The organism is Lysinibacillus sp. Ag94, from assembly GCF_023242215.1.
GTDB lineage: Bacteria > Bacillota > Bacilli > Bacillales_A > Planococcaceae > Lysinibacillus.
In genome coordinates, this window is the sequence record NZ_CP096780.1 from 3478924 (window position 1) to 3490502 (window position 11579).

9 protein-coding genes, 1 pseudogene and 1 riboswitch are annotated in these 11579 nt (G+C 38.6%); of the genes and pseudogenes, 1 reads left to right on the forward strand and 9 read right to left on the reverse strand.

Annotated elements, in window-relative coordinates:
- Positions 1–386 precede the first annotated feature (386 nt).
- From sdhB to MY533_RS16150, 3 genes are all read right to left on the reverse strand, one after another.
- Positions 387–1166 carry a succinate dehydrogenase iron-sulfur subunit gene (sdhB, locus tag MY533_RS16140; protein WP_248716761.1) on the reverse strand — a complete coding sequence of 260 codons (780 nt, stop codon included), beginning with the start codon at positions 1164–1166 and terminating at the stop codon, positions 387–389.
- A gap of 5 nt (positions 1167–1171) precedes the next feature.
- Positions 1172–2926, reverse strand: a complete 1755-nt coding sequence (sdhA, locus tag MY533_RS16145; protein ID WP_248716762.1) for a succinate dehydrogenase flavoprotein subunit — start codon at positions 2924–2926, stop codon at positions 1172–1174.
- A gap of 67 nt (positions 2927–2993) precedes the next feature.
- The gene (locus MY533_RS16150) at positions 2994–3602 is read right to left on the reverse strand and encodes a succinate dehydrogenase cytochrome b558 subunit (RefSeq protein ID WP_132357131.1); all 609 of its coding nucleotides are present in this window, start codon (positions 3600–3602) and stop codon (positions 2994–2996) included.
- 272 nt (positions 3603–3874) lie between these two features.
- On the opposite strand from MY533_RS16150, the gene MY533_RS16155 reads away from it, so the two are divergent.
- Positions 3875–4309, forward strand: coding sequence for a YslB family protein (locus tag MY533_RS16155; RefSeq protein WP_132357132.1), 435 nt, complete (start codon positions 3875–3877; stop codon positions 4307–4309).
- 188 nt (positions 4310–4497) lie between these two features.
- Here the strand turns inward: MY533_RS16155 and MY533_RS22245 are convergent, their stop codons facing one another.
- The 6 genes and pseudogenes from MY533_RS22245 to trxA all read right to left on the reverse strand — a co-directional run bounded on the left by MY533_RS22245 (position 4498) and on the right by trxA (position 11489).
- Complete coding sequence (locus MY533_RS22245; protein WP_305883954.1) at positions 4498–5757, reverse strand: methyl-accepting chemotaxis protein; 1260 nt, start codon at positions 5755–5757, stop codon at positions 4498–4500.
- A gap of 219 nt (positions 5758–5976) precedes the next feature.
- Positions 5977–6427, reverse strand: a pseudogene (locus MY533_RS16170) (transposase); the annotation flags it as partial.
- Between the two features lie 15 nt (positions 6428–6442).
- Entirely contained in the window at positions 6443–6655 is a 213-nt protein-coding gene (locus tag MY533_RS22380) for a transposase (RefSeq protein WP_248718817.1), read from the reverse strand.
- A 413-nt stretch (positions 6656–7068) separates the two neighbouring features.
- Positions 7069–8307, reverse strand: a complete 1239-nt coding sequence (locus MY533_RS16175; protein WP_248716763.1) for an aspartate kinase — start codon at positions 8305–8307, stop codon at positions 7069–7071.
- A gap of 189 nt (positions 8308–8496) precedes the next feature.
- Positions 8497–8675, reverse strand: a riboswitch (Lysine riboswitch).
- Positions 8676–9014: 339 nt separating this feature from the next.
- Entirely contained in the window at positions 9015–10805 is a 1791-nt protein-coding gene (uvrC, locus tag MY533_RS16180) for an excinuclease ABC subunit UvrC (protein WP_248716764.1), read from the reverse strand.
- 372 nt (positions 10806–11177) lie between these two features.
- The gene (gene trxA / locus MY533_RS16185) at positions 11178–11489 is read right to left on the reverse strand and encodes a thioredoxin (protein ID WP_004226420.1); all 312 of its coding nucleotides are present in this window, start codon (positions 11487–11489) and stop codon (positions 11178–11180) included.
- Between the last annotated feature and the right edge of the window lie 90 nt (positions 11490–11579).

Consider the following 11579-nt stretch of genomic DNA (forward strand, 5'->3'; position numbering starts at 1 on the left):
GCCATCCCCCTAGTTTTCACTCGCTTCTTCCCAAAACAACAAACGGAATTAGCAAGTTATAAATGAATATACATTCATTATAAAGGAAAACACTATATTATCATAGAAAATTCACATTTTTACTCGTTAAAACTCACTTTCTGTACATCCTAATGATTGCTATTTTATTCCTTAATCCGATCTTTTTATTGAAGACATCATATTTAGTTTATTACTCTTTCTTGAAAATGCCCCTATCTGAACTCCCTATTGTACGAAACTTTAATGGCGAATTGGATTAATCAAGCATTTACAAGTTTTATTCTACAAAATTATTTTTTATTTTTCATAGAAAAAACTCCCTCACACATGCAGTGTAAGGGAGTTTGGGAGTAAAGCTTGTACTATTAGTCAACGTAGTGGTCAGAACCGAAGAAGTTACGGAACATTTGCACTGTAGTTGCACGGTTTAATGATGCGATAGATGTTGTTAAAGGAATACCTTTTGGACAAGCAGCCACACAGTTTTGTGAGTTACCGCAGTTTGCAAGGCCTCCATCACCCATGATTGCATTTAAACGTTCGTCTTTAATCATTGCACCAGTTGGGTGAGTGTTGAATAAACGTACTTGTGATAATGGTGCTGGTCCGATGAATGAAGCTTTTTCAGACACGTTTGGACATGCTTCCATACATACACCACAAGTCATACATTTAGATAATTCATAAGCCCATTGACGTTTACCTTCAGGCATACGTGGACCTTCACCTAAATCATAAGTACCATCGATCGGAACCCATGCTTTAACTTTTTTAAGTGCATTGAACATACGTTCACGGTCAACTTGTAAGTCACGAATAACTGGGAAAGTTTTCATAGGCTCAAGTTTAATTGGCTCAGTCAATTGGTCAACAAGCGTTGAACAAGATTGACGTGGGCGGCCATTGATAACCATTGAACATGCACCACAAACTTCTTCAAGACAGTTCATATCCCATGCAACTGGTGTTGTTTTTTCACCATTTGACATAACTGGATTCTTTTGAATTTCCATTAATACAGAAATAACGTTCATACCATGACGGTAAGGAATTTCGAATTTCTGCCAGTAGCCATTGCCACCTTTTGTATCTTGACGTAAAATTTCAACTTTGACCATTCTTCCAGTATTAGCTGCGATATTCATAATTCTTAGTCTCCTTTCGCAGAGTAATCACGTTTACGTGGTGGAATTAATGAAACGTCGACTTCTTGGTACGTGATAATTGGATCACCAGTAGTTGGGTCAAATTTCGCCATTGTAGTTTTTAAGAACTGCTCATCATCACGGTTCGGGAAATCTGGCTTATAGTGTGCACCACGTGATTCGTTACGTAATAATGCACCCTTTGTCATTACTTTCGCAAGGTAAATCATATTTTTCAACTGACGCGTAAAGTGAGCACCTTGGTTACTCCATTTTTGTGTATCGTTGATGTTAATGTTTTCCCAACGTTTTTGGAATTCATCAAGTTTGTTCAATGTATCTTCAAGTTGATCGTTATAACGTACTACTGTCATAGTAGCTGTCATCATTTCACCAAGCTCTTTATGAAGTAAGTAAGCGTTTTCTGTGCCATCCATTTTCATGATAGCTTCCCACTTAGCTTGTTCTTCTTGAACGCGTGCATCATAGATTTCTTGTGGAAGATCTTCCGCATGCTTTTTAAGATGTTTAACATAGTCTACTGCGTTTGGACCAGCAACCATACCACCATAAATAGCGGATAATAATGAGTTTGCACCAAGACGGTTTGCACCATGTTGAGAGTAATCACATTCACCTGCTGCAAATAAACCAGGAATTTCAGTCATTTGGTTGTAGTCAACCCATAATCCACCCATTGAGTAGTGAACTGCTGGGAAAATTTTCATTGGTAATTTACGTGGATCATCACCTACGAATTTTTCGTAGATTTCAATAATACCACCAAGTTTTACATCTAATTCATGTGGATCTTTATGAGAAAGATCTAGGTATACCATGTTTTCACCGTTAATACCTAGTTTTTGGTTCACACAAACATCGAAGATTTCACGTGTAGCAATATCACGTGGTACTAAGTTACCATATGCTGGGTATTTCTCTTCTAAGAAGTACCAAGGTTTACCGTCTTTATAAGTCCAAATACGGCCACCTTCACCACGAGCTGATTCTGACATTAGACGGTTTTTGTCATCTCCAGGAATAGCTGTTGGGTGAATTTGAATGAACTCACCATTCGCGTAAGAAGCACCTTGTTGGTAAACGATAGAAGCAGCAGAACCTGTATTGATAACAGAGTTTGTTGTTTTACCGAAGATAATACCAGGGCCACCAGTCGCCATAATAACAGCATCTGCACGGAATGATTTAATTTCTTCTGTACGCATATCTTGCGCTACGATACCACGACAAACGCCGTCAGGATCGACTACTGCACCAAGAAATTCCCAGTGCTCATATTTGTTAACTAAACCAGCTACTTCGTGAGAACGAACTTGCTCGTCTAGCGCGTATAGTAATTGTTGACCAGTCGTCGCACCTGAGAATGCTGTACGGTGGTGTAATGTACCACCAAAACGACGGAAATCAAGAAGACCTTCTGGTGTACGGTTGAACATTACACCCATACGGTCCATTAAATGAATAATACCAGGGGCTGCATCACACATACCCTTAACTGGTGGTTGGTTCGCTAAGAAGTCCCCACCGTATACTGTATCATCGAAGTGAATCCAAGGAGAATCCCCTTCACCTTTTGTATTTACCGCACCATTAATTCCGCCCTGCGCACATACAGAGTGTGAGCGTTTTACAGGAACTAATGAGAATAAATCAACTTCAGTACCAACTTCAGCTGCTTTAATCGTTGCCATCAGACCAGCTAGACCGCCGCCGACAACAATTATTTTGCTTTTCGCCATGATTATTTCTCACTCCTCTTAAAAAATTGCAATGATTGCCATATGCTCTATAGTAGCTTCTATTACATTAAGCAAAAGCTAAAATAGCAGCCACACCAACTACACTTAGAATTACGAAAATAATGTTTGTTACATAAGTAGCAATCTTTTGAGACTGAGGAGATTGTGTAATACCCCAGCTTACTAGGAATGCCCATAAACCGTTAGATAAGTGGAAAGTTGCTGATATAATACCAACAATGTAGAATCCAAGCATGAATGGATTTGAAACGATATTTGCCATCATGTCGTAATCAACTTCTGTACCAAGTGCTTTTTGAATACGAGTTTGGAAAATATGCCATGCAATGAAGATCACTAAGAATACACCCGTGAAACGTTGTAATGAGAACATCCAGTTACGGTATGTGCTGAAACGTCCTGTATTTGGTGTAGCAGTGAATGCAATGTAGACACCATAAAATGCGTGGAACATTAATGGAATATAGATGACAATCCATTCAACTAAGATAAGGAATGGAATCTTTTCCATATTAGCGGTAGCTGCGTTGTAACTTTCTGCTCCGCCTGTTGCTGTAAAGTTAATGAACAGGTGCATCGTTAAAAACAGACCTACTGGAATGATACCAAGTAGAGAATGTAAGCGACGCCATAAAAACTCTCGATCTTTCGACAAGACTGTTACCCCCCTTAGTACTTAAAATAGCACAACTAAAGAAGTCATCATTTTGTAACTGATACTTCATTGACTGTGTATTTCATCATGGTACAATATTATGACATGTTTATTGTACTCTCAAGAGCTACGAGCGTCAAGGCAACTTAAAGTTTTTCACACTCCTTATTAAAGAAGTAATCTAGTACATGATGCATCGTTTTTTCTCGAAAAATCTATCTTTACTTTATCAGTGTCAAATTTTAAGAAAATTCTAAGAAAGAAGGCTTTCAATGTTAAACACTTCATCTCCTACAATCTCAGCTTTTGGGTATGAGATAATTCGCGATTATATTTTATCTTCCATTCTTGGTAAACACGAAGGTGATGTCCTTTACTGGGCAGGAAAAGATCTAGCTCGGAAGTTCCCATGTACAAGTCAAGATGAACTTATCGCATTTTTCGCAGATGCCTGTTGGGGTAATTTAGAGCTTATCAAAGAGTCGAAGGATGGACGCATATTCCAGTTGACAAATGATCCAGAACTGTTACAAATCGGTCTTCGTAGCTTTAGACTTGAAGCAGGATTTATAGCTGAGCAAATCCAGCAAGCAAAAGGTTATTTAACAGAATGCTATGATGAAAAACGTGAAAAGCAACAAAATGTTACGTTCACTGTAAAATGGGACGTGAAAGAAAGAATCATGAACACCGTTCCGACTGAATAAAACGAAAAGGATTGTCATCCCTAATTTATGGATGGCAATCCTTTTTATATATAATATAGAAGTTATTCACTGCAGAGACTGAGCAACTCCTTGGATTATCGTTATAGACGCGACAGCAAAGCAGCTTATCGGACGCTCCTAGGAATGTGCACTGTCGGAACAGAAATCAACCTCTCGTTAAACTTTATTTATAATTGAGCATGTCTTTTTTTTAAAAGTACATCTATGAACGAAATAAATGCCTCCAAAATATTAAGTGAGTGTTGAATCATTTCTTCTATGTTATGAATTGACAGTTCATTCACTAACTTTTGGGCGGCCATATGGACTAATTTATGTGGTTGTTCAATATAACGATATTCTGGTAAGTTTTGATATTCCTCAAAATGTCCGTAATACCATTTTCCAAACATACATTGATGATGCGTTTTTATCGTTTCTTTTTGACCAGCCTTGTGAATAGCATTTCTTAAAAAGCTAGCATGATCCATTAACCTTGCTGCTAATTGGCTAACTACCGTTTGCTCTGATGGCTTTCTGATTGTCGGTGCAATAGCTTTTAACATTTCAGATACTTGATTTTGTATTAGATCCGAGAAGTCACTAGTACGTGATAATTCCGTCGTTGTTTCCGCTAAACGACCTACAGCTATTACATTTTCTTCTGATGCAGCTGTTATTTGATGAATACCATGTGCTGCTTCTTCAATATTTCTACTTGTTACAGTCAGATTAGCAATATTGTCCTTCATAATCCTTAAAAAGTCAGTTAAATAATGTTCGACTTGATTAATATTTGTTATTGTATTATGTAATTTCTTATCAATGACTGATCGAATCTTTGTCATTTCTTGCAATGAACCTTTCGAACTGTTGGCTAATTTCCCTACCTCCATCGCGACAACATTAAAGCCTTTTCCATGCTCACCAGCACGTGCAGCTTCAATAGACGCATTTAAAGATAGTAATTGTGTTTGGTCGGCAATCCCGGTTACACCAGTACTAATATCATCCATTTTGGTCATTTCATTCTTCAGTTGCTCTGTTGAATGAGCTCCTTTGGCCAACAACTCCTGAACCATTTCACCTTTTGCAATGGATGATTCCATTTCCTCTACAAGTAGTAATGAATGTTGTTTTATTTCTTGAATGTTTGCATTAACATTTTGCTCAACCGCAAGCATCTCCTCTGTATTTGACGACATTTCTTCACTCATTGCTGAAATATCCCCTACACTCGTAGAGACATTTTGAACCTTTAAAGCCGTTTGAAAATTAATTAACTCCATATGCGCTAGTACAAAATCTAAAACCGCATTTTTCACATCAATGCTTTCCTGCTCAAGTTCCAATTCCAGAATTCGCTTTTTTAATATTTGTATTTCTAAATCGTTGTGCATCTCAACACTTTCATCCATTGGCTTTTGAAATAAACCGAATAACCCCATACAAACTTCCACCTTCCCCTTGGTAAAACATGTCACATTTTATTATATAACAATAGAATTGGATAAAATATTAAATTGATGTGAACAAAAAAAGATGTGCATTTTACTGGAGGGCACTGAAAAACTTACGTTTTCATAAAAGCGAACCTTTCTCAGATAAAAATAAGGCATTTCTTGTTCAATTTTGAACAGGAAGTGCCTTATTTCTGTCTCTATTCCTTATTTATTTTCGTTTAATAGCTTTAATATCCGTTTTAAATTGACAGCGAATATCGTTGTAGCACCTTGAATTTCCATGCCAAATAGACCCGCAGTCGCTATTCTTCGCTTCTACTTTGTAGCGATTTGCGGCTAATTGCTTAAATGCTTCCGTATTTTGAAATGCCTCTTGTTCGGCATGTGTATCCGACTTCATTGTGACAGAATATGTTTTACTTTTTACGCCTTCTTTATAACAGCCATCTCTCATTGGACATACTTTGCATTTTTCAATGTCAAAATAAAATGTCTGACTTTGACTCATACTCGTTCCTTTTTTACCCGTACGTGCTTTTCTTGTCGCGAGATGACCGGCCTTACAAACAAACATTACAGCGTCTTTATTAAACTCAAACTTGTCTTCTTCTTTTCGTGGTCCTTGTGTAAGAATAGGATTCAACTTTGCCACAAGCACGCGATATGTGTCTTATACCCGAAGAAAAAAGATGTACTTAAACATACGAATTGGAGGAATGGCATTACGTCCATTGTCTAAACAATATTTTGTTTTTAACTCTTCTAAAATGAATGAAAAATCAACAAGTTCATTGATTTGATGAAGTATATTATCTTTTGGCACAACAATATCGTAGATCGCCATATATGGACTTAAATGAAGGGTTTCTTGATTTGAAATCATCGGGGGCACCACCTGCACATTTTTATTATAAAGGAAAGCGTGACTAAAATAATAGTGTGATACATTGCGTTGTTTGGAGAAGCATCGCTCGACTCCTGCGGGAAAGCGACACAGACGAGACCCCGCACGAAGCGAAGCGTAAGAGGAGGCTCGGCGCTCGCCCGCGGAAAGCGAGCGGAATGCTTCGGAAAACAACTGCCAAATGAAAAAAGCGAGGTATTCAACGATTTACTCGTTAAATACCTCGCGATGTGAGAAGATATAGACTTTTTCAGTGCCCTCATTTTACTGGCACATCTTTTTCAACATTATATGTAAAGCGCTTGTTCTACAATCTCTATCCGTCGCTTTGGCTGCTCTATCCACGCCGCTTAAAAGTGACTAGCTCCCCTGAGAGATTTCTGTACCTGTCGCTACGCTTTCGGTACAAAAGACACTTCCTGAAATAAATTAAATTCATCATGTAATGCATTTGCTGCACGAATCATTTCGTCCTGAGGTACAACAACAGACACTTTTATTTCAGAAGTACTTACCATTTTTACAGGGATATTTTCACGACGTAGACGATCAAACATCCTTGCAGCCACCCCTGGGTTAGATGCCATCCCCGAGCCAATAATAGAAACCTTTGCTAAGCCAATTTCAAAATCAGCAAAACTAAACCCTAGTGATAATTTACTATCTTCTAGAACACGTAATGCTTCAGCGAACTCCTCTTTTAAAATAGTAAAAGATACCATCGGCTTTAAACCATCAATTATTGCTTGTACGATTATATCGACGTTTATGCGATTTTCTGCAAGTATTGTGAACATATTTGCTAACGAAGCATTAGAATAAGCATCATAACCAACTGTTAAGCGAATAACGTCTGACTCGTAGGCAACACCTCGTACAATTAAATTTTTTTCCATTTCAACTTCCTCCTTCAATACAGTACCTACAGTATCTATTTCTCCCGAGCGAATGATAACTGGGATTTGAAATTTCTTTGCTAACTCTACAGCTCGCGGGTGTAAAACTTGTGACCCTAAGTTTGATAGCTCTAGCATTTCATCATAGGAAATTTCTTTTAGTTTTTGTGCCCCAGCAACATGATTTGGATCAGCTGTATAGATGCCGTCCACATTCGTGTAAATATCTACCCGCTCCGCCTTCAATTTTGCTGCAATTGCTACAGCCGACGTTTCCGCACCACCTTTACCTAACGTCGTAATATTCCGTGAATTATCGATACCTTGTTCCCCAGCAACGATAACGATTTTCCCCTGTGCAAAATGCTCTTCAATTCGACTAACATTCATTTCCTCAATACGGGCATTGCTATACATAGCATCGGTTTCAATGCCTGCCTGCCAGCCCGTTAATGACACGGCATCATATCCTTTCTCCTGTATAGCAATTGCCACTAATGTACTTGTAAGTTGTGAGCTTGTTGAAAATAGTGCGTCTAGTTCACGCTTAGATGCATGGTCTGACAAATCACGAGCCATCTTTGCTAATTCTTTAGCCATTCCCCTCATAGCTGAAGTGACAACGACAACATCAAAACCTCTTTCCCTTTCTGCAATCACCTTTTTCGCAACATTTTGAATGCACTCTGTTGATGCGAATGCAGCACCACCAAATTTCATCACAACTCTCGCCATTTTTATCATTCTCCTTCGTATTCAATCATTTCGCTGATTAAAAGCAGCGATACTTTTGCAATTTTAATAACATGACAAAAGCAAACGCCTAACAGCCTTGAAAAAATGTTGTTTCGAGAAAATCTAAAAAGGCAGCTTCTCACATAACGTGAAAGCTGCCTATAACATGTACAATAAAGTAACTTGCGCATGTGTGATAGCCCTCCGAAACGTTTAGAATCGACAGTCTTACATCTCTTAAATGTAAAACCAGCGCAGCATCGGAAACAACGATGCTCCACTTCGGCAAGTTCCCCTTTCATACATTTTCACCGGACTTGTTCGTCCTCGAATGTACTACTCTTGAACCTTGCACCTCTATCATCACTAAATAGTGATCGTATTTAATTTGAACCTTAGTGAAGAAATTCCCATTTTAATAAATAGAAACTACTAAAAAACATTGCTATATTAAAAAGCTATGTTATATACAACCTTAGCATACGCCTAATCCTTTGACAATGGATCTTATTGAATATCAATTTTGCCTTGGCGTAATTAAGTTCGGAGGCTTTTGGCCAATAGCTATTTTTTGCACGAAAGCGCAGCGGCAGCGCAACAGCAAGATGTTGGTCACTCAGTCGTTGCCACAGTACGTGGAGTTTTTAGACTGTAGATGTTTATACACCCATTGAAAAGGAATTCTATCTACATTCATCCCACCACCTTTAGAGGTGAGAGTCTTCTACTGGATGAAAATAATCATAAATATTGCTAGCCAGATTAGCAGGCATCCCTGCTTCCTGTAAGGCTTGCACATTTGCCTCGCGAATCTTTTTGACAGAGCCAAAATGCTTGAGTAATTGTTGTTTTCGCTTCGGACCAATGCCCTCTATATTATCGAGGACAGATTGTATTGCATGTTTCTCATGCTGTTGTCGTAAGAAGGTAATAGCAAAACGGTGTACTTCGTCCTGGATTCGCTGTAGTAAGTAGAATCCATCGCTTGTTCGCTTTAACGCAATTACTTCAGCTGGATCACCAAATAGAAGCTGTGACGTATTATGCTTTTCATCTTTTGCTAATCCGGCAATTGGAATAACAAGGCCGAGTTCATCCTCTAATACTTCTCGCGCGACTTCCATTTGCCCCTTGCCGCCATCTATTAGTACTAAATCCGGTAAAGGTAGACCCTCTTTTAATACGCGTGTGTATCGACGGCGAATTACTTCTTGCATCGCCCCGTAATCATCATGCTTGGCTGCTGTCCGTGTTTTGTATTTTCGATACTCCTTCTTTGCAGGTTTTCCATCGATAAAGACAACCATTGCAGATACAGCATCTGTCCCATGCATATGACTATTATCGAAAGCCTCAATCCGTAAAGGTGCAGAAATGCCCATAGCTTCACCGAGCGCCTCACATGCTCCTATTGTGCGTTCTTCTTGACGTTCAATAAGCTGGAACTTCGCCGCTACCGCAATTTCAGCATTTTTTGTCGCTAACTCAACTAGCTCTTTTTTTTGCCCTCGTTTTGGTGTTAGTACCTTAACTTCTAGTAATTCCGTTAAAATTTCTGCATCAATGGTTTGTGGGATAAAAATCTCCTTAGGTTTAATGTGCTCTAGCTTGTCGTAAAATCGTCCAACGAATGTCAAAAATTCCTCTTCTGCCTCTTGATAGATCGGGAAAATCGAGACATCTCGCTCAATGAGCTTCCCTTGACGAACAAAGAAAACTTGAACACACATCCAGCCCTTCTCGACGGCATAGCCAAATACATCGCGATTCGTTGTATCACTCGATACGATTTTTTGCTTTTGCATGACTGTATCAATATGTGCAATTTGATCACGAAATTCCTTTGCACGCTCAAACTCTAAATTTTCTGCGGCTGCTAGCATTTTTACCTCTAGCTCCTTTTTGACTTCCTCAACCCCACCATTTAAAAACTTTGTCATATCCTCAATCATATTGTGGTAAATTTCTGCATCTATATCTTTCACACAAGGTGCTAAGCATTGCCCCATATGATAATACAAACAAACCTTGGTAGGGAGTTGTACACATTTTCGAAGAGGATATAAACGATCTAACAGCTTTTTCGTCTCACTTGCTGCATACGCATTCGGATATGGGCCAAAATATTTTGCCTTATCCTTTTTCACTTTTCGCGTTGTAATAAGGCGCGGGTGTTTTTCATTTGTAATTTTTAAATACGGATACGTTTTATCATCCGTCAGCATAACATTGTACTTCGGATCATGTAGTTTTATAAGATTAAGCTCTAAAATTAAAGCTTCAATATTAGAGGATGTCACAATGTACTCAAAATCTTCTATTTCACCTACAAGCCTCTGTGTTTTTCCTTCATGCGAACCAGTAAAATACGAGCGTACTCGATTTTTCAGCACTTTAGCTTTCCCGACATAAATTATGGTTCCTTGTCGATCTTTCATCAAATAGCAGCCAGGCTGATCTGGTAAAATTTCAAGTTTTCGTTTTATTAAATCATTCATCGCCTACCTGCCCCTTTTTCTTAAAGTAGCGTTTGTCCCTTTATTTTCTCCTATTTCTAAGGATAACTTCCGCTTTTTCTCTATATTATATAACGAAAAAAAGCCAAGCACATCTTATTGATGGCTTGACTCTTTTTTTCTTATAGAATCAATTATGCCTCGGCATAATTGCGTCCGGAATCGGCTTTGTGCTTGCACAAAGAACTCCTTTCCGATTCCGTGACATCCGCCGGAGGCTTTAACTTCTTTCAGCGGGTGTTTGGACACCCCTGAAAAGAGCTTAAATTCGCATTCATCTCACCATCTGTAGAGGTGGGAGACTTCTGTACCCGTCGCTACGCTTTCGGTACAAGAGACATTTGCTGCAAGAAGTTAAGCATGTTTTGCGATAAACGCTTCTAATGCTTCTTTTGGTTGGAAACCAACTGTTTTATCTACTAATTCACCGTCTTTAAATAATAGTAATGATGGGATAGACATAATTTGGTATTGTGCTGCAGTACCTTGGTTATTATCTACATCTACTTTTACAATTTTAGCCGCACTACCTGCAGCATCCATTTCTTCAAGAACTGGTCCAATCATTTTACAAGGTCCGCACCAAGCAGCCCAAAAGTCTACTAGTACTAACCCTTCTTTAATATCATCTTGGAAAGTTGCATCTGTTGCATGTACAATTGCCATTTGAAATCCTCCTTAAGCTTACTATGTTTGTAGTATAGCATGGATAAATTCTCTTGAGCGAACAATCTGCCTAGTATGCGAAATTTATGA

What these genes read in the sequence shown, in the direction of transcription:
- sdhB (WP_248716761.1), bottom strand. Translation starts at nt 1,166, where the DNA reads ATGAATATCGCAGCTAATACTGGAAGAATGGTCAAAGTTGAAATTTTA.
- sdhA (WP_248716762.1), bottom strand. Translation starts at nt 2,926, where the DNA reads ATGGCGAAAAGCAAAATAATTGTTGTCGGCGGCGGTCTAGCTGGTCTG.
- MY533_RS16155 (WP_132357132.1), top strand. Translation starts at nt 3,875, where the DNA reads ATGTTAAACACTTCATCTCCTACAATCTCAGCTTTTGGGTATGAGATA.
- MY533_RS22245 (WP_305883954.1), bottom strand. Translation starts at nt 5,757, where the DNA reads ATGGGGTTATTCGGTTTATTTCAAAAGCCAATGGATGAAAGTGTTGAG.
- MY533_RS22380 (WP_248718817.1), bottom strand. Translation starts at nt 6,655, where the DNA reads ATGATTTCAAATCAAGAAACCCTTCATTTAAGTCCATATATGGCGATC.
- MY533_RS16175 (WP_248716763.1), bottom strand. Translation starts at nt 8,307, where the DNA reads ATGGCGAGAGTTGTGATGAAATTTGGTGGTGCTGCATTCGCATCAACA.
- uvrC (WP_248716764.1), bottom strand. Translation starts at nt 10,805, where the DNA reads ATGAATGATTTAATAAAACGAAAACTTGAAATTTTACCAGATCAGCCT.
- trxA (WP_004226420.1), bottom strand. Translation starts at nt 11,489, where the DNA reads ATGGCAATTGTACATGCAACAGATGCAACTTTCCAAGATGATATTAAA.